Genomic DNA, 17,656 nt, shown 5'->3' on the forward strand with positions numbered 1-17,656 from the left:
GAGTGATCTGCCTCTCAATGATTTAGCAAAGAGCGAAATTATGAGTGACTGGGATCACGACAATCATCTTCCTAACCCTAGTGGAGATTTATAAAAGAGAGGTTTCTGGCTCTGAAACCATTTGCTCAATGTGCGGCGGGATTCACAAAATCTTCGCATTCGTTACGCAGATTTCATGAAATATCGTAGAGGGTGGACACTTCACCTTAGCCCTCACGCACCACTTTGGTGACAAACCTCACAAATTTGGGGCGTAGTTGTCCGGGAAGTGTGAAACCTGCAGGAATCTCGTGGGCGATCAATAAACGTAGGGAAAGACATCAAGTAACATCTTCATCATTAAACCGTGAGCTAGCCCTCACTACTGATTACCACGAGACGGAAACGGGAAGTACAACGATGTGGATACCCTCGAAATTAACTCGCCCCGGACGGCTGCATAACGCCATCGTCAGGCCGCGCGTGTTAGAACTGTTGCAACAAGCGCCTTGCTATAAGCTCGTGTTGTTCCGTTCTCCTGCGGGTTATGGCAAAACCACCATGGCAGCGCAGTGGCTGGCAGACAAACCCAATGTGGGTTGGTACAGCATCGATGAAAGCGACAACGACACGTTCCGCTTCATGAACTATCTGCTGCAAGCCTTGAATAAAGCCACATCGCAAAGCTGCCCCAATGCGCAAAAGCTGGCCGAGCGTCGCCAATTCTCATCGCTGCATTCGCTGTTCAGTGAAGTGTTCGCCGAAATGTCGAATTTCCATCACGAGTGTTTCGTGGTGCTCGATGACTATCATCTGATTTCCGATGAAGAGATCCATGAAGCGATGCGCTTTTTCCTCAAGCACATGCCGGATAACCTCACCTTAGTGGTCACCAGCCGCATGACACCGCCACTGGGGACCGCCAACCTGCGCGTGCGCGACCTGATGATTGAGATCGGCAACGAACTGCTGGCGTTTGATAACGAAGAGACCACCCGCTTCTTTAATCAGCGCGTTGCGGATGGCATCGACGACACCACGGCCGTGAGCCTGCGTAATTATGTTGAAGGCTGGCCGTCTGCGCTGCAGTTGATCGCCCTGCAAGCGCAGCATCAAAAACGCACCTTGGCGCAAACCGCCGAATCGGTGTCGCACTTTAACCATGCGCATTTGTGGGATTACTTGGTGGAAGAGGTGTTTGATCTGCTTGACCAAGAGACCCGTTACTTCCTGATGCAGTGCTCGGTGCTGGATCACTTTAATGACGCTTTGGTCGCCGCCCTCACCAAACGTGACGACGCGTTGAGTATGATTGAGTCGCTCAATCGCTACGGCCTGTTTATCTACCCGCTGGAAGGCGAGCAAAACTGGTATCGCTTCCACAATCTGTTTGCTGAATTTCTGGCTCACCAACGCATGGCGCGCATTCCGCAACAAGAACAAGAGTTGCACCGCGCCGCTGCACGCGCGTGGCTGGAAGCCAGCACACCACATCAAGCGCTGCGTCATGCCCACCTTGCGCAAGACACCGATCTGCTGGCCAGTATTCTGACTCAGTACGGCTGGAAAATGTTCAACCAAGGCGAATTGGAAGTACTGGAAGCGGCGATTAACCTGCTCACACCCACGCAGCTCTACAGCGAACCGAAGCTATGCCTGCTGCAAGCTTGGCTGGCCCAGAGCCAACACCGCTATGAAGATGTCGGCGACATGCTGATCCGCGCCGACAAAGAGATGAAAGCGCTGAATGTCGAGCCAAGCAACAGGCAACAAGGGGAGTTCAATGCGCTGCGCGCGCAAGTGGCCATCAACCAAAACGCCCCGGAAAAAGCCTTGGAGCTGGCGGAACTGGCCCTGAGCCAGCTCGACAACACCATTTATCGCAGCCGCATCGTGGCAACCTCGGTGGTAGGCGAAGTCAATCACGTGCTGGGGCAACTGAGCCGCGCGCTGTCGATGATGCAGCAAACCGAGAAACTGGCGCGCCAATATCAGGTGTACCATCAGGCACTGTGGGCGCTGCTACAACAAAGCGAGATACTGATCGCACAAGGGTACGTACAGGCCGCATTCGAAGTGCAAGACAATGCGTTCAAACTGGTCGAAGAGCAGCATCTGCACCAAGTGCCGCTGCACGAATTCTTGCTGCGTATTCGCGCGCAAATTCTGTGGTGCTGGAACCGGTTAGATGAAGCCGAAGAGTGCGCCTATAAAGGGCTGGATGTGCTTGGCAATCACTCGCCAAGTCAGCACTTGCACAGCTATTCCATGCTGGCGCGCATTGCCATTGGTCGCGGTGAGCTGGATAAAGCCGGCCGCTTTATCGAACAGATTCAGCATTTAATGAAACAGTCGAACTACCACGTCGACTGGACGGCGAACGCCTCGCTGTCGCTGATCCTTTACTGGCAAGCGCGTGGTGATATGGATGCGATGGAAACGTGGCTCGAAACCACCACACGCCCAGAACGCGCCTGCAACCACTTCTCTCAATTGCAGTGGCGCAACATTGCACGCGTGCAAATCAACCTAGAGCAGTTTGATGACGCGCAGCACACGCTGACCTTCATGCAAGCGCAAGCGGAGCAGTACCAGCTCATCACCGACATCAACCGCAACCTGATTGTAGAAGCGAACCTAGCGACCACATGTGGCCAAGAAGAGTTGGCGCGCGAGAAAATCAAAGAGGCGCTGCGCCTGACCAACCAAACCGGCATGATCGGCAACTTCCTGGTTGATGGACACAAGATTGGTCATCTGCTGGAAAAACTAGTGCATCGCGTTGAGCTGGGTGATTTGGAGCGCCACCGCGCGCAGCAGTTGATGAAAGAGATCTCCACCACCCAGCGCAGCCGCTCAGTGCATTTTGACGAGGAGTTTGTCGAGAAGCTCATCAACCACCCGAACATTCCGGAGTTAGTGCGCACCAGCCCGCTGACGCAGCGTGAATGGCAGGTGTTGGGGCTCATCTACTCTGGCTTTAGTAATGAACAGATCGCGCAAGAGCTGGATGTGGCGGGCACCACCATCAAAACCCACATTCGCAACCTGTATCAAAAGCTCAACATCGCCAACCGCAAAGAGGCGATTCGCACCGCAGAGAACCTGCTGCAATTGATGGGGTACTAACCCACCTTCAGAAACGCAAAGAGCCAGCAATCGCTGGCTCTTTTTTATGTTTGCGGCGTCGCCTTAGAACGGCTTTGGCGCAAATCCGGTCATCACTTCCAAACGCAGCGCTTTACCGACTTTAGTCATCGGGTGCACCACAACCAGACCTTTGACTGATTTTTTCAGTTTCCCCAGATCCGCTTGCTCAGCTTTGGTGATTTCGCGCGAGAAAGGCATATCCGCCAGTTTCTTACGCTCTTTATTGGTCTCGTAATCGTTTTTGCCTTTCAGGCCGTTCAGCTTCTTCGACAGCTCTTCCACCTCATCGGTGAACTTGCTGATCATCGCGTCATCGCCGCGAGTCTTAGCAGCATCCAACTTGTGACGGCAGGTATCGAGACGGTTATGCATTTGTTGAATGTCGTTTTTTAGACTCATGGAAAAACCCTCTTTGTAGATCGGGCACGGAGTATAGCACAATGCGCCAATGCGTAACGGTTTTCTCACCAACAAATATTCCGCGACCGCAGAAAAGAAAAGGCGCCCAGAAAGGGCGCCTTTGAGCTTGTGACGGGTTGTAAGCTAGATAATCAGAGGAATCAGTTCCAAGCCAAGCACAGAACTGATGCCCATCACCACCAGCAGTGACACTTTAAACACCGTTTTTGACCACGCGACATAGTTGTCTTCGGTCACCGGTTTGAAAGTCACTTTGGTCCACATGAAGCATACGGCAGCCGCAATCACCAGGTACTCATAGCCACACTCCCCAAGCAGGAATAAAGCCAAAGCCACCAAGTTGAATGCCACCACATACGCGATCATGTGTTTGCGTGCTTTTTCAATGCCAGAGACAACCGGCAATACAGGAATGCCAGCAGCCTTGTAATCTTGCATACGGAACATCGCAATCGCATAAGAATGCGGCATCTGCCACAGGCAGAACAGTGCAAACAGCAGTACCGCTTCCAAGCTGATGTAGTTGGTGACAGCCAAGTAACCCACCAGCGGTGGTACAGCGCCAGAGACGCTGCCGACTAACGTGCCGTACACCGAGGTGCGTTTGTACCACATGGTGTAGAAGAACACGTAAAACACGTATCCCAGCAACACCACCACGGTGGACAGCGGGTTCGCCATGCGATAAAGCAGAGCCGTGCCGCCGAGCAGCAGAGCGATGGCGTAAACAAACGCGTGGTCAACATTGATTTCCCCTTGCGCCAGCAAGCGGCCACGGGTGCGATCCATTCGCAAATCGATATCACGATCGAAAATGTTGTTCACCACACAGCCTGACGCAATCACCATTGCCACACCCGCCAAGGTGTATGCCAGCAAAGCCACATCGGCCGCCTCAGATTTCGCTGCGAGGAAGTACCCCGCAGCGACTGAGATCAGGTTACCGATGATGATGCCCGGCTTGGTGATAGAGATGTAACCTTTGATCATAGATGACCTACTACATCATCATGTTGATGTTGAGGTTCCACATGATCCAGATTGAACCACCAATCAAGATCAGGACCACAAGGGCGGTAAACATCAAAGACACCAGGTTCCAACGGCCATCTTCGGTACGCGTTTCCATGTGCAGGAAGTACACAAAGTGCACAAACACTTGCACAATCGCACAACCAAACATCAGTGCAAAAGTCACCGCTTCAGGCAGGCTTTGAGTCGCGACAAAGTAGAACGGGATAATGGTCAGGATCAGTGACGCAATAAAGCCCTTGATGTAATCGCTTTTACCAGAATCTACATGTTGGTTGCTCATGACATTACTCCCAGTAGGTAGACGATGGTGAATACACAGATCCAAACGATATCGAGGAAGTGCCAGAACAAGCTTAAGCAGTTAAAGCGGGTTTCCATCATGTCGTTCAGGCCTTTGGTATTCAGCTGCCAGTAACACACGGCCAACCAAATCAGACCAAAGGTCACGTGCAGACCGTGCGTGCCCACCAGCGTAAAGAACGCCGACAGGAATGCACTGCGCTGCGGACCTGCACCTTCTGCAATCAGGTGATGGAACTCGTACAGTTCCATGCCGATAAAGCCAGCACCCAACAGGAAGGTCACCGCCAGCCAGCGTTTCAGGCCAGCGATGTCTTTGCGTTTCATCGCAATCATCCCGAAACCAAACGTGATACTACTGAACAGCAGCAGCATGGTTTCAGCAAAAACGAATGGCAGTTCAAACAGCTCTTTGCCGGTTGGACCGCCTGCGGTCGCATTCGACAGCACGGCGAACGTTGCAAACAAGCTTGCAAACAGAACGCAGTCGCTCATCAAGTAGATCCAGAAACCGAACAGCTTGATGCCACCGGTGTCGTGGTGATCGTGGTCATGTGCGCTGTGAGCATTAGCGTGCATAGGTCACCTCCATATCTTCATCGTCACCCTGGTCGCCAGACGCTGGGTTCGCTGTCGCTTGCGCGGCACGTTGACGATGCGCTTCTTCAATCGCTTTAATTTCATCCACCTGAACGTAGTAGTCGAGGTCTTCATTGAAGCTGTGCTTGATACTGGTCACGACGATACCGATGAAGCCAATCGCCGCCAGCCACCAGATGTACCAAATCATCGCGAAACCAAAGATCAGCGCCCATGCAGAAACGTACATACCCGTTGGCGTATTTTTCGGCATGTGAATTGGCTGGTATTCCACTTCTTTATTCAGATCGTGTTCACCACGCTCTTTCTGGTACCAGAAGGCATCCAACTCGTCGCCTTTTGGCAACACGGCAAAGTTGTAGAACGGCGGTGGTGATGACGTTGCCCATTCCAGAGTACGGCCACCCCATGGGTCGCCCGTCAGGTCTAGGTTCTGTTTACGGTCACGCACACTCACGTAGATCTGAATGAACTGACACAGCACGCCCAGTGCGACGATCGCGGTACCAAAGGCAGCCACCGCCAAAAACGGGAAGAACTCAGGGTCAATGTTCTGGCTGATACGACGAGTCATCCCCATAAAGCCCAACGCGTACAGCGGTAGGAAGGCCAGAATGAAGCCAGTCAGCCAGCACCAGAACGCGCGTTTACCCCAAGTTTCATTCAGCGTGAAACCGGTCGCTTTCGGGAACCAGTACGTGATCGCTGCGAAACAGCCAAACACCACACCACCGATAATCACGTTATGGAAGTGCGCAATCAAGAAGACCGAGTTGTGCAGCACGAAGTCCGCGCCCGGTACGGCCATCAGAACGCCAGTCATCCCGCCGATAGAGAACGAAATCAGGAAGCCAACCGTCCACATCATCGGCGTGGTGAATTGAATGCGACCACGGTACATGGTGAACAACCAGTTGAAAATCTTCACCCCGGTCGGGATAGAGATGATCATGGTCGCGATACCGAAGAACGCGTTCACGTTCGCGCCGCCACCCATGGTAAAGAAGTGGTGCAGCCACACGATAAACGCGAGAACCGTGATCACGATCGTTGCCCACACCAGCGAGGTGTAGCCGAACAGTTTCTTACGCGAGAACGTTGCCGTCACTTCTGAGAACACACCGAACACTGGCAGCACCAGAATGTACACTTCTGGGTGACCCCACGCCCAAATCAGGTTGACATACATCATCATGTTGCCACCCATATCATTGGTGAAGAAGTGCATCCCGAGGTAACGGTCCAGCGTCAGCAGTGCGATGGTCACGGTCAGAATCGGGAATGAGATGATGATCAGGATGTTGGCGCAGAACGATGCCCAAGTGAATACTGGCATTTTCATCAGCGGCATCGACGGCGTACGCATACGCAGAATTGTCGCGAAGAAGTTCACACCGGTCAGCGTCGTACCGACACCGGAGATCTGCAGCGCCCATATCCAATAGTCGACCCCGACCCCCGGACTGGCATCAATGCCCGACAATGGCGGATAAGCCAACCAACCCGTACGGCCAAACTCACCCACAGCCAGCGACATGTTGGTCAGAATGACACCGACAACAAACAGCCAGAAGCTCAAGTTGTTCAGGTAAGGGAACGCCACGTCACGAGCACCGATTTGCAGCGGCACCACGATGTTCATCAAACCGATGACCAGCGGCATGGCCACGAAGAAAATCATGATCACGCCGTGCGCAGTGAAGATTTGGTCGTAGTGGTGCTGCGGCAAGTAGCCCGCTTCACCCGCTGACGACAATAATTGTTGGCTACGCATCATCACGGCATCAGCAAAACCACGAATTAACATGATCATCGCAACCGCAATGTACATAAAGCCCAGTTTTTTGTGGTCTACTGAAGTAAACCATTCATTCCATAGGTACTGCCATTTGCCCATACGCGTAATGGTCAGCACGACCGCAAGGCCCACAATCGCAATCACGGCCATCGTGATCATGATGATAGGCTCATGATATGGAATGGAATCTAGTGTTAGTCTTCCAAACATCGTTTGTTACCCTTTATGTTCTGCCATGTTCATATGACCGTGCGCTTCTTTCGCTTCGCCACCCATGTCGTGAGAACCCATAAACTGCATCACTACAGCCGAGAACAAATCATGAGGCACGCTGGAGAAGTAAGTCACAGGAACGTCTTCACTTGGTTTCGCTAGCGCTTGGTAATCGCTGAAATCATGCAGCTTGTTTGGCTGTGATTTCACGTCGTTCACCCAGTTGTCGAAGCTCTGTTGATCGGGCAATGCATTGGCCACGAACTTCATGTGAGAGAAACCTTCGCCGCTGTAGCTGGCAGACATACCTTTGAACTCACCTTCGTGGTTCGCAATCAGGTGCAGACGAGTCACCATGCCAGGCATCGCGTAGATCTGGCTGCCCAGTTGCGGAATAAAGAAGGAGTTCATGATGTTGTCAGACGTGATTTTGAACTTCACCGGAACATCTTTCGGGAATGCGACGTAGTTGACGGTAGCAATCTGCTGCTCTGGATAGATGAATAGCCATTTCCAGTCCAGTGACACCACTTCAATCGTCATCGGTTTGACGTCGCTTTGGAGTGGGACGGATGGCTCCAGCTCATGCGTAGAACGCCAGGTAATCACACCCAAAATCGCGATGATGATGATTGGAATCGTCCAAACCACCACTTCGATTTTGGTCGAGTGAGACCATTCTGGTGTGTACTCTACGTCAGTGTTGCTCGCACGGTATTTGTAGGAGAAGTAAATTGTCATCAGAATCACGGGGATGACGACAATCAACATCAGAACAAGAGCGGTGATGATCAACTCTTTTTCACGTACCCCTACCATGCCCTTGGGATCAAGCAAAGCAGATTGACATCCTGAGAGGAGCAAAATTGCAAAAAACAATCCCGCTCTCGACAAGATGTTTTTGTATCTTGAGGCTTCCATTGACTTTCTCGACTGTATTTGCAGATTTCCACCGACAAAAGTTGGCACTTTTTGGAATCTGCGGTTGATGTTTATGAGTATTTTTATGTGTGTTGAGCTTGAACAAATGTTTACTTGAGGTAACATTCGCGTGCACGCAAGTCATGAACATCGACATACGTCCAACAATTCAACTCACGCCAAAACACAAATGTCACAGTCGGAAACATTTTGTTACATCCGGCGCATTATGCGGGCAATACACCCGAATCACAGTAGATCAAATTGCAATCTTACCTTTCATAAATGGAATCATTAGTAAAATAAATCCTTTGCTAATACAGGGATATCCCCCTCAAACACCTGTTATCTATAAAAAGTTTCTTTGATTTAGATCAAAAACTGTCATACTTTTGTGCTAAGAAAAAAAGTTAATAAGCTCGAAATATGTCACAAATTACGATTTTTTTTGATGGGCGCTGTCCGCTCTGTTTTCGCGAAATGTGCGCATTAAAACAACAAGATGTTCACAATTGCATCACGCTGATTGATATCCACAGCCCCGACATGGCAGATTATCCGGCGATCGATCTTGAAGAAGCGCAGCGTATTTTGCTGGCCTACGATGCACAAGGTCGCTTGGTACGCGGATTGGACGCGCTGCATTTGGCATGGTCGCTGGTTGGAAAACCGTGGCTATATGCCCTCACGCGCTGGTCTTTGATTCGCCCTCTCGCCGATCGCGCCTATTTATGGTTTGCGCGTCACCGCTACACCCTCTCCGGCTGGCTGACTGGTCAGCGCCGCTGCCCGCAGGGTCAATGTCGACCCAAATAACAAAATCCAATCAACGTCCCTCCCCCGTCGAAAAACTGCGCTACGCTTACTGAGTAAAACAACAATAAATCGCTTCATCAGAACGCGAGACCATCACCCACTTGTTACTGGACGGGAAACGCTATGAGTTTAACCATTCGTCATCGACTCTACATTTTGTCGATCGTGCCGCTGCTCATCATTGCCATCAGCATGATGTATTTGACCTTCACTGAAACCCAAAGCCTGAGCAAAACCCAAATGGCCAACACGCGCGAAGCGATGATGGACATGAAAAAAGCAGAGCTGAAAGCCTATTTGCAAATCGCAGAGAGCGCCCTTACCCCATTAAAAAATCGCCAAGCCAGTCGCGAAGAGGCATTAACCATTCTGCAAGAAATCGCCTTTGGTAAAAATGGCTATCTGTTTGGTTACGACAGCCAAGGGAATCGTGTGCTACTCGGCAAAGGCCAAACGGGCCTCGGCGATAACTTCATGGACTTGAAAGACTCGCAAGGCAATTATCTGGTGCGAGATCTGATCAAAAATGCCAAAAGCGGTGACTTCACTACTTACTATTTCCCCAAACCGGGGGAGAGCCAACCGTTACCCAAATTAAGTTATTCCGTCTATCTGCCGCAATGGGATCTCATCATCGGCACCGGCTTCTACACCGATGATGTCGATGCGGAAATTGCTGAAATGGAAGCCTTGGCGTCGGAAAAGTTGACCCACAGCTTATGGACGTTAACCACGGTCAGTGTGGTGATTCTGGTGCTGGTGGGGATTGTCGCGATGTTCATCAACCGCAGTATTTTGCATCCGCTGCGCCTGTTTGATCAGTCGATTCGCTCATTTGCCAGCGGCGATGCCGATCTCACCGCGCGCATGGAACGTTTTAGCGTGCCGGAGTTTGCCCAGTTAAGTGACAACTTCAACGCCTTTGTCGCCAGCCTGCAAGACATCATCAAACGAGTGAACTTGGTCGGCCAGCAAGTGGTGGACGAAACTAACTCCATGACCCAGCGCGCGACTCAGGTCGATGATTTGGCTTCCGGTCAGCGCGAAGAGACCGAACAGGTTGCCACCGCCATGACGGAGATGACCACCACCGCGCACGAAATTTCCAATAATGCCAGCCAGGCTGCCCAATCGGCCAAAGAGGCGGATGACAATGCAAAAGAAGCACATTCCATTGTCGATACCGCAGCGCGCTCGGTGCAATCGCTGGCAGAGGAAGTCGCAGAAGCGAGCAGCGTGATTTCCAAATTGGAGAGCGATGTGAAGAACATTTCAACATCTCTGGCCGTGATTCAAGACATTGCTGAGCAAACCAACCTGTTGGCACTCAATGCCGCCATCGAAGCGGCGCGTGCAGGCGATCAAGGACGCGGCTTTGCGGTGGTTGCCGACGAAGTGCGTAAATTGGCGAGCCGCACGCAAGACAGCACCGGCGAAATTCACGCCATGATTGAGCAGTTGAAAGCCGCCTCCGACGCAGCGGTGCGCGCAATGGATTCCAGCCAAAATCGCAGTGTCTCCACGGTGCAAGAAGCCAACGCCGCAGCCAAGGCACTGGAGCAGATTCAGCAGTCGATTGGGACGATTATGGATATGAACTCGCTGATCGCCACGGCGACCGAGGAGCAGAGTTTGGTTGGGCAAGAAATTTCACAGCGCATCGTGGTGATCTCCGATCAAAGTAGCCAATCCGCCGATCTGGCCAATGAAAACCGTCAAGGCAGCCAAGGGCTGAACGGCCGCGCGCACGAACTGTATGATCTGGTTGCCCGGTTTAAAGTTTAACCAGTTTTACACTGTAAACCGCCATGAAAAAGCCCCCGAATTCGGGGGCTTTTTACGCGATAAGGTGGGCTATTGTTTGGCAGCCTGCTTGACCGCTTTAATCAATACCGAGGTGTCCATACGCCCCTCTCCATTGGCAGACAGGCTGCGATAGGCTGCGATGGTGTTTTCGGTCATCGGTAAACGCACGCCCTGACGCTCAGCTTCATCTAAACAAAAGCCCAGATCTTTGATCATCCAATCAATGGCGAAACCAAAGTCGAATTTATTCTCTGCCATGGTCACGGCGCGATTTTCCATTTGCCATGAACCCGCCGCACCGTTTTTCAAACACGCAACCAGCGTGGGAATATCCAGCCCGGCATTTTCAGCCAGAATCAAGCCTTCCGACAAACCGTTCAACACCCCCGCAATACAAATCTGGTTGACCATTTTCGCCCGCTGGCCTTGACCCACACCGCCCATCAGCACCGAAGAACGACCATACGCGTTCAATACAGGCTGCAGTGCATCAAACAGATCCGCTTCGCCACCGCACATGATGGTGAGTACGCCGTTTTCCGCGCCCGCCTGACCACCGGACACAGGAGCATCCATAAAGCGAACACCGACGTTCTGCGCCGCCGCACCCAGCTCTTCTGCCAACAACGCAGACGTCGTGGTGTGGTCGACTAAAATCGCTCCGGGCTTCATAAACGCTAACGCGCCCTGTTCGCTGGTGGCCATGCTCCGCACATCGTCATCGTTGCCGACACACATCAGTACCACATCCGCCTCACGCACACACGCTTCCACAGTCGGAGCTGCGCGCCCGCCGTGCTGCGCTGCCCATGCCTGCGCTTTTGCCTGCGTGCGGTTAAACACCGAAACGTCAAATCCGGCGCTCACCAAATGGCCTGCCATCGGATACCCCATGACCCCTAAACCAATAAAACTGACTTTCATGTTAATCTCCTTTTACGACGGGCGCGCCTTGCTCACGTGTGCTGACAGCGTCAAGCAACGCTTCCACCAACAAGGTCAGCGCCCTGGGCTGATACTTTCTATCCCGATAAACCAGATGTGCTCGCTTGGCACTGCGATGATAATCCGGCAATAACTGTACAATATTCATGCTGGGTGACACATGGCGATATGGCAGTGACGCCACGCCCAACCCGCGTTCAACAGCGCCCGCAATGGCTTGGATATCATTGACGACCAATTTGGGCTTGATGTGAATCAAGCGCACGAACGTGTCACCGCTGAAAACCGGGACGGCTTGTGCGCGATCGACCGAAATCCAATCCAGTGCTTCCAGTTGATCCAGCGTCGTGACGGGCCCACATGTTGCTAAATAGTCTGGGCTGGCAAAAAAGCCGTGATGCGCTTGAAACAGCGGCCGCGCGATCATGCCTTCCAGATGATCAATCTCGAACGTGATCAACAGATCGCGGTTGGTTTCCGGCGTCACAGACTCCTGACTGAGCGCCAATTCCACATTCACTTTTGGATGCTGACGCACGAACTCTTCTACCACACGACCAACAAACGCGCGGTAAAAATTATGCGGAATCGCCAATTTGACGCTGCCGGTCACGTCTTGGCTCTCCGAGAGCATTTGGCTGAAAGTGCTTTCCAAATTCTCCATGCCACTGCGAATCGCCAGAAAGGCTTGCTGACCACTTTGCGTCGCCACCAGTTCTCGGCCCTGTTTTTCCAGCAAGCGCAGGTTGAGGCGCGATTCCAGTGCCGATAAACGGCGAGACATGGTTGAGACCGGTAACTTCAGTTTCTTTGACGCCGAGACCAACGAGCCCTCTTCCACCACACAGAAGAACAAGTAAAGATCATCAATGTTTCCGAATATGGAATTCATACTTCTTTTCTTGGTGATTTTTCTCAGTTATGGACAGTTATATCCTAGATATCACCAAGATGAAACCAAAGAGAAACTTCTGAATGATGAGTCGAAAACAGTTTTGGCTAACAGCACTGATGACGTCGTTTGTCATGGCCGTGATCATGTCTGGCGTGTTGTCAGGGTACAAGCTGGGATTCAATGCCCAATGGCCGCCCGTGTGGCTCAGTGGCTTTAGCGTGGCCTGGCCGGTCGCATTGCTTCTTAACCTCACCGTCTTGCCGCAGATCCGCAAGTTGGCCGATTGGCTTTCCACGCCCAATCACGTCAAAAAACCGCAGCAACAGAGACAAAAAAACCGAGCGTAAGGCTCGGTTTCTTTGTTTTGCGTGCTTATTCGATTTCAGCGTTGTGGTATACCTGCTGAACATCATCGCAGTCATCAAGAAGGTCAAGGAACTTCTGGAATTTCTCTGCGTCTTCACCCGTCACTGGTGTTGGGGTTTGCGGCACGAACGTGATTTCTTCCACATCAATGGTTAGATCAGGGAATGCAGCGTTCAGTGCTGTTTTGGTTTTAAAGAACTCATTGTGAGGCGCAAAAACCGTGATCACACCATCTTCGAGTTCAACGTCAGTGACATCAACATCATCCATCATCAGCGTTTCAAGAATGATTTCATCATCTTCGCCTTTGAATTGGAATACCGCTTGATGATCGAACATGTGCGATACAGAACCTTCCACACCAATCTTCGCGCCCACTTTAACAAAGCACTGACGAACATCTTGGAACGTACGGTTGCCGTTGTCAGTCAGACAGTCAACAATCACGCTTGTACCGCCAGGACCAAAGCCTTCGTAACGTGCTGGTTGGTAATCTTCACCGCCGCCGCCGTTTGCTTTATCCAGTGCTTTTTCAATCACGTGCGCAGGAACCTGATCGCGTTTCGCTTTGGTGATCAGGTGACGCAGAGACAAGTTCATGTCTGGGTCGCTGCCACCGTTCTTTGCACACACGTAAATTTCTTTACCGTATTTGGAATAAACTTTAATTTTTGCGCCTGCAGTTTTCGCCATAGAGGCCTTGCGCACTTCAAAACTTCTTCCCATCGGGATGTTCTCTCTAGTTCAAATTTGATGCGACGGATTTTAGCAGATAGTCTTCGCTTCTGCTGAGAGCCAAGCGTTATGCCACGCCCATCACTCGTTTGTATTTATCTATCGAATGTTGAAACCACTCTTTTTCCTGCTCGGAAGTCAGTTTGGTTAGCTGCTTAGTGATCTCTTCTGATCCGCTTTTTGCCTGCTTCATCTTCCAAACTAAAAAAGAAGCCTGTTTGTCGAGTTCTATTTTGTTTTTCTCTGAAGCATCTAGCAATGCGAGGTTGAAAGACATTAGTAAGCCCACAGTCGATAAAAACGTGGAGCGAAATATATCATAGGAATGGAAAAAATTAAGAGTCAAAATGTCGGTTTAAGCGGCTTTAATCAATAAAAGCATTAAAAATACAAAGGGTGGCTTTCGCCACCCTTCTCAATTCGCCAACTGGTCCTGCTTAGTGAAGCAGGCCCAATTCCTTTGCTTCTTCAATGGTTAATCCACTTTCACGGATTTCTCTTAGTGTCTCGATACGACGACGAGCTTCCGCTGATTTCAGATTTTTCATTGGGCGTGGAGCGACGACTTCTTCCGTGAAGTCCCAACTATTTGCGATGTTAGTCATTTCATCATGGTCAATTGAATTAATGGACATTGTAACCTCCGAACAAACCATGCCAGGGACATGTAATCTGTAGCAAAGCCCCAAATTCTTGTTAAGAAGATTTGAGCAAGAATGTGATTCCAACGAGGATTCAGACATCTAATCTACAAATGGCTCAATTATGTTTTGCGCTCCCCAAAATGTCGAAGTACATTGAAAGGATTCCCGCGTAAAAAAGAAGCCGATCAACCTCTCACTTCTTCACTCACCATCCCTTGTGTCCCTTAGCCTCAGCGGTGATTTTTCATTCAGTTTTTTAGCATGCTCAATGGGCATATTAAACACACCTGCACCACCGAGAATACCCGCGATGCTTCTCTGACTTTAGCACGCCCAACGGAGGTTTCCAGGCCACCTCTCGGCAAGCCTCTCTTCTTCTCCCCGCTCACAGACGGAACGATGATCATGGTGATTTGATGCTCGCGTCGGCGCCGGGATGATAGCGAGTCATGACACCACGCGATCACGGCACGCAATCACGGCACGCTGTAACAAGCGGATCAGGATCGCGATAAGGAACAAGGAAACATGATCAAGGGAAAAGCGCTGATCGGCGGGCGATCCGCAAGCATGATCAAGGCGTAAAGGCGGTCTATTTCGGTAAGCAGATGAATTTCAGGCAAAAAAAAGCGAGCTCTCAGGAAGAACTCGCAAACTAATTCAGAACGAATGTAACAATATGAGCCAATCTATTAATTCATCAGATAGGACAAAAGGTTGTCTATTCGAGATAAACTTTAACCACTCGACGGCTTGACATTGTCAGACATATGTCAACGTTGTGTATCAATACTGTAGTTTCCGTTTCAAATACCAATGGCAACTTCATCTAATGCCCGAAAAACAGATTCATCAAGATGCCCTTCGTGTACCTGTTTACACACTTTCCGTCGCACGGCCAGCCCCGAGATCAAACGTTCGATCGACAAATGCTTGTTGTCATTTTGGGTGTTATACAGCTCGATCAACTTGCTCAACGTCTCATACGGGATCACGTTCTCATCCACACGCAGCCAATCGAGCTTGTCAATCAGCTCTACACACTCTTCTCGGATTGATGAAGGCGCGTGTCCAGTCATCGCCGCTAAAGCCGTTATACTGCGTTCTAGGGCCTCTGGAGAGGTATATTTCGATAACGTAATGGTGATTTCGTCTGCGTTGATCTCCACCAAGTGCTTACGCAGCTTCACGCGACGGCCCAATTTACCTCGTGGTGACGGGGATTTACGTTGAATCGGTTCAAATTCGCCATCGATTATTTCTGATAGCTCTTGTAATTTCTGTTTCGACACCATTTCGTGACGCAGTGGGTTTGGCAGCGTCGGCGCCATGTTGCGTTTACCCGCGTTGGTGGTTTTCGCCCGCGAATAACGCAGCACTTCCTCAACATCGCATTTGATGTCGACTTGGTAATCGCTCAACTTGCCTTTGTCGATCAACGTGGTGATCGTCAGGTGATAGCCCCACAGATTGACCACAAACAGATCGTCATTGCCTTTGCCTTCCGACAAACGGCGCAGCTCGCGGATCAGATCCATCGAGAAACGACGCCATTCAATGTTGCGTGCCAGTTTTTGATTCAGCTCGCTCAGCAGCATCACATCGGTATGACGACGCGACATGCGGCTTCGGAAATAGGAGTACAGTTGGAACACCAAGGTGTGCTGTTTCAGAATCTCTGGCGGGAACAGGAAGAAATAATCACGCGTCATCAACTCTTCAAAGAACGACGGCTCCCACACCAGAATGTACAGGTTCGGTTTGATCTTGATCTCACCATCACTGCCTTCTGTGGGCGCTTCTTCCGAAGCGGTGATCGTGCGCGCCAGAAAACGGAAACGATCACTCTTGAATCCTTCCGGCATGTTTTCGCTCAACCAACGCCCGGTCAGTTCATGCAGTTGGAAATCGGTAAATTCAATGCGATCAATACTGTCACGAATCGAATCACGCGCAGGACCGCTGTCCTTTTTGCCGCGCAGCGACAAAATATCCGTGATGTAGAGCGGGGTTTTGTTTGGCACGTGGCTCGCGTTGAGCTGATAATCTTCGTGGTGATGATCGTGGTATTGAACCGTCAGTGTGAACAGCGCAAACAGGGTCATGAGATCGTCGACCGTCATGATATTTTTAGACGATCGTGTTTCGATCACTGCACGTGTGCCTGAAATCGACACCATGGATTTTTGGTAGCTTTTACGCGTACGCGGTGGTGCCAGTGCTTGGTCAATAATCCCCGCCCAATTGGTGGGCGAAACCACAAACTGATCCGCCTCGTCTTTCATCGCTGGCGGCGTATTCAAGCCATGCTCGGTGAGCAAGCGTTGATTGACCTGCGTTTGCGCCAATGCTTTTGAACGTTTGCGCTTTTCACTTTGCTTGACCGATTCGGTCACCAAGCTGGTGGATCCTAATACCGAGATCAATTGGTTGGGATTGACGAAACGGTGCAACATGGTTTTGCCCGCAAGGCCTTCTTCAAAACGCACTGGGATCTGTTTAAATAACCCGATCGAGACCGCAGCTCTGAGGCGTTGCTGAATGGCCGCCCGTGTTAACTGACCGTCGGTTGCATCGATCAATTCGGTAGTGGATACCAGACCATCTTTGCTGCGAAAGCCACGCAGCGAGATCAAATTCAGGAGTTCGACGATACTCTTCGTCACCCCTTTGAAATGCTGATATTGTTCAATCCAGTCCACTGCGGTTTCAGAAACTTCAAAGAGATGACCATCTTTGTGGCTTCTGGGTGCTTTGATCAGCAACTTTTCTTCTGATGTCATTATTAGATCCGTATCACACTAGCCGTAATATCGCTATAGTTCCAAGAGAATAAAGAAAAAGAGATCATAAATAAAGAAAAAATTGCTGGTTTTAAATAACTGATCTTTTTGATTATTCTGATATAGAGTGATCTATATGATTATATGATCCGAGTGAAAGGTTGCTTGTAACATACTGTTTTCAATATGCTTTTAAAAATGACACGCGAAAGCATGATCATGAGTTTACTGAAACGATGATCATTAAGTC

16 protein-coding genes are annotated in these 17,656 nt (G+C 50.6%); 4 read left to right on the plus strand and 12 right to left on the minus strand.

Annotated features, from left to right (window positions below):
• Positions 1-399: 399 nt before the first annotated feature.
• Positions 400-3,108 (plus strand): HTH-type transcriptional regulator MalT, encoded by a 2,709-nt coding sequence (gene malT / locus VFA_RS13340; protein WP_038151779.1) that lies wholly within the window; start codon positions 400-402, stop codon positions 3,106-3,108.
• A gap of 63 nt (positions 3,109-3,171) precedes the next feature.
• On the opposite strand, the gene VFA_RS13345 is transcribed toward malT, so the two are convergent.
• The 6 genes from VFA_RS13345 to cyoA all read right to left on the minus strand — a co-directional run bounded on the left by VFA_RS13345 (position 3,172) and on the right by cyoA (position 8,416).
• A complete protein-coding gene (locus VFA_RS13345) occupies positions 3,172-3,528 on the minus strand; it encodes a YibL family ribosome-associated protein (RefSeq protein WP_004727368.1) in 357 nt (118 codons plus the stop codon).
• Between the two features lie 144 nt (positions 3,529-3,672).
• Positions 3,673-4,539, minus strand: a complete 867-nt coding sequence (cyoE, locus tag VFA_RS13350; RefSeq protein WP_004727369.1) for a heme o synthase — start codon at positions 4,537-4,539, stop codon at positions 3,673-3,675.
• Positions 4,540-4,549: 10 nt separating this feature from the next.
• On the minus strand, positions 4,550-4,864 hold the full coding sequence (gene cyoD, locus VFA_RS13355) for a cytochrome o ubiquinol oxidase subunit IV (RefSeq protein ID WP_004727370.1): 315 nt from the start codon (positions 4,862-4,864) through the stop codon (positions 4,550-4,552).
• Positions 4,861-5,463 carry a cytochrome o ubiquinol oxidase subunit III gene (gene cyoC / locus VFA_RS13360; RefSeq protein ID WP_004727371.1) on the minus strand — a complete coding sequence of 201 codons (603 nt, stop codon included), beginning with the start codon at positions 5,461-5,463 and terminating at the stop codon, positions 4,861-4,863. Before cyoC ends, cyoD begins: the two co-directional genes overlap by 4 nt.
• On the minus strand, positions 5,453-7,492 hold the full coding sequence (gene cyoB, locus VFA_RS13365) for a cytochrome o ubiquinol oxidase subunit I (protein ID WP_038151782.1): 2,040 nt from the start codon (positions 7,490-7,492) through the stop codon (positions 5,453-5,455). Before cyoB ends, cyoC begins: the two co-directional genes overlap by 11 nt.
• A gap of 6 nt (positions 7,493-7,498) precedes the next feature.
• On the minus strand, positions 7,499-8,416 hold the full coding sequence (cyoA, locus tag VFA_RS13370; RefSeq protein WP_049781848.1) for a ubiquinol oxidase subunit II: 918 nt from the start codon (positions 8,414-8,416) through the stop codon (positions 7,499-7,501).
• A 426-nt stretch (positions 8,417-8,842) separates the two neighbouring features.
• Between cyoA and VFA_RS13375 the strand changes: the two genes are divergently transcribed.
• Together VFA_RS13375 and VFA_RS13380 are read left to right on the plus strand one after the other, a co-directional pair.
• Positions 8,843-9,232 carry a thiol-disulfide oxidoreductase DCC family protein gene (locus VFA_RS13375; protein WP_038151784.1) on the plus strand — a complete coding sequence of 130 codons (390 nt, stop codon included), beginning with the start codon at positions 8,843-8,845 and terminating at the stop codon, positions 9,230-9,232.
• A gap of 123 nt (positions 9,233-9,355) precedes the next feature.
• The gene (locus tag VFA_RS13380; RefSeq protein ID WP_004727375.1) at positions 9,356-11,017 is read left to right on the plus strand and encodes a methyl-accepting chemotaxis protein; all 1,662 of its coding nucleotides are present in this window, start codon (positions 9,356-9,358) and stop codon (positions 11,015-11,017) included.
• 69 nt (positions 11,018-11,086) lie between these two features.
• Here the strand turns inward: VFA_RS13380 and VFA_RS13385 are convergent, their stop codons facing one another.
• Both VFA_RS13385 and VFA_RS13390 read right to left on the minus strand, forming a co-directional pair.
• On the minus strand, positions 11,087-11,962 hold the full coding sequence (locus VFA_RS13385) for an NAD(P)-dependent oxidoreductase (RefSeq protein ID WP_004727376.1): 876 nt from the start codon (positions 11,960-11,962) through the stop codon (positions 11,087-11,089).
• 1 nt (position 11,963) lies between these two features.
• Positions 11,964-12,875 (minus strand): LysR family transcriptional regulator, encoded by a 912-nt coding sequence (locus VFA_RS13390; protein ID WP_050780267.1) that lies wholly within the window; start codon positions 12,873-12,875, stop codon positions 11,964-11,966.
• Positions 12,876-12,961: 86 nt separating this feature from the next.
• Between VFA_RS13390 and VFA_RS13395 the strand changes: the two genes are divergently transcribed.
• Complete coding sequence (locus VFA_RS13395) at positions 12,962-13,225, plus strand: DUF2798 domain-containing protein (RefSeq protein WP_172475443.1); 264 nt, start codon at positions 12,962-12,964, stop codon at positions 13,223-13,225.
• Between the two features lie 25 nt (positions 13,226-13,250).
• Here the strand turns inward: VFA_RS13395 and VFA_RS13400 are convergent, their stop codons facing one another.
• From VFA_RS13400 to VFA_RS13415, 4 genes are all read right to left on the minus strand, one after another.
• Positions 13,251-13,970 (minus strand): YebC/PmpR family DNA-binding transcriptional regulator, encoded by a 720-nt coding sequence (locus VFA_RS13400; RefSeq protein WP_004727379.1) that lies wholly within the window; start codon positions 13,968-13,970, stop codon positions 13,251-13,253.
• Positions 13,971-14,046: 76 nt separating this feature from the next.
• Positions 14,047-14,256, minus strand: a complete 210-nt coding sequence (locus VFA_RS13405; RefSeq protein WP_004727380.1) for a DUF3283 family protein — start codon at positions 14,254-14,256, stop codon at positions 14,047-14,049.
• 160 nt (positions 14,257-14,416) lie between these two features.
• Entirely contained in the window at positions 14,417-14,614 is a 198-nt protein-coding gene (locus VFA_RS13410; RefSeq protein WP_004727381.1) for a PA3496 family putative envelope integrity protein, read from the minus strand.
• Between the two features lie 815 nt (positions 14,615-15,429).
• A complete protein-coding gene (locus VFA_RS13415) occupies positions 15,430-17,406 on the minus strand; it encodes a replication initiator protein RctB domain-containing protein (protein WP_004727382.1) in 1,977 nt (658 codons plus the stop codon).
• Positions 17,407-17,656: the final 250 nt, after the last annotated feature.

This window comes from Vibrio furnissii CIP 102972 (genome assembly GCF_000176175.1).
GTDB classification, from domain to species: Bacteria; Pseudomonadota; Gammaproteobacteria; order Enterobacterales; family Vibrionaceae; genus Vibrio; species Vibrio furnissii.

Coding starts and splice junctions, on each gene's coding strand:
- VFA_RS13395 (WP_172475443.1), top strand. CDS start 12,962: ATGAGTCGAAAACAGTTTTGGCTAACAGCACTGATGACGTCGTTTGTC.
- cyoC (WP_004727371.1), bottom strand. CDS start 5,463: ATGCACGCTAATGCTCACAGCGCACATGACCACGATCACCACGACACC.
- cyoA (WP_049781848.1), bottom strand. CDS start 8,416: ATGGAAGCCTCAAGATACAAAAACATCTTGTCGAGAGCGGGATTGTTT.
- VFA_RS13380 (WP_004727375.1), top strand. CDS start 9,356: ATGAGTTTAACCATTCGTCATCGACTCTACATTTTGTCGATCGTGCCG.
- VFA_RS13400 (WP_004727379.1), bottom strand. CDS start 13,970: ATGGGAAGAAGTTTTGAAGTGCGCAAGGCCTCTATGGCGAAAACTGCA.
- cyoB (WP_038151782.1), bottom strand. CDS start 7,492: ATGTTTGGAAGACTAACACTAGATTCCATTCCATATCATGAGCCTATC.
- VFA_RS13415 (WP_004727382.1), bottom strand. CDS start 17,406: ATGACATCAGAAGAAAAGTTGCTGATCAAAGCACCCAGAAGCCACAAA.
- VFA_RS13390 (WP_050780267.1), bottom strand. CDS start 12,875: ATGAATTCCATATTCGGAAACATTGATGATCTTTACTTGTTCTTCTGT.
- VFA_RS13410 (WP_004727381.1), bottom strand. CDS start 14,614: ATGTCCATTAATTCAATTGACCATGATGAAATGACTAACATCGCAAAT.
- cyoD (WP_004727370.1), bottom strand. CDS start 4,864: ATGAGCAACCAACATGTAGATTCTGGTAAAAGCGATTACATCAAGGGC.
- cyoE (WP_004727369.1), bottom strand. CDS start 4,539: ATGATCAAAGGTTACATCTCTATCACCAAGCCGGGCATCATCATCGGT.
- VFA_RS13405 (WP_004727380.1), bottom strand. CDS start 14,256: ATGTCTTTCAACCTCGCATTGCTAGATGCTTCAGAGAAAAACAAAATA.
- VFA_RS13345 (WP_004727368.1), bottom strand. CDS start 3,528: ATGAGTCTAAAAAACGACATTCAACAAATGCATAACCGTCTCGATACC.
- VFA_RS13375 (WP_038151784.1), top strand. CDS start 8,843: ATGTCACAAATTACGATTTTTTTTGATGGGCGCTGTCCGCTCTGTTTT.
- malT (WP_038151779.1), top strand. CDS start 400: ATGTGGATACCCTCGAAATTAACTCGCCCCGGACGGCTGCATAACGCC.
- VFA_RS13385 (WP_004727376.1), bottom strand. CDS start 11,962: ATGAAAGTCAGTTTTATTGGTTTAGGGGTCATGGGGTATCCGATGGCA.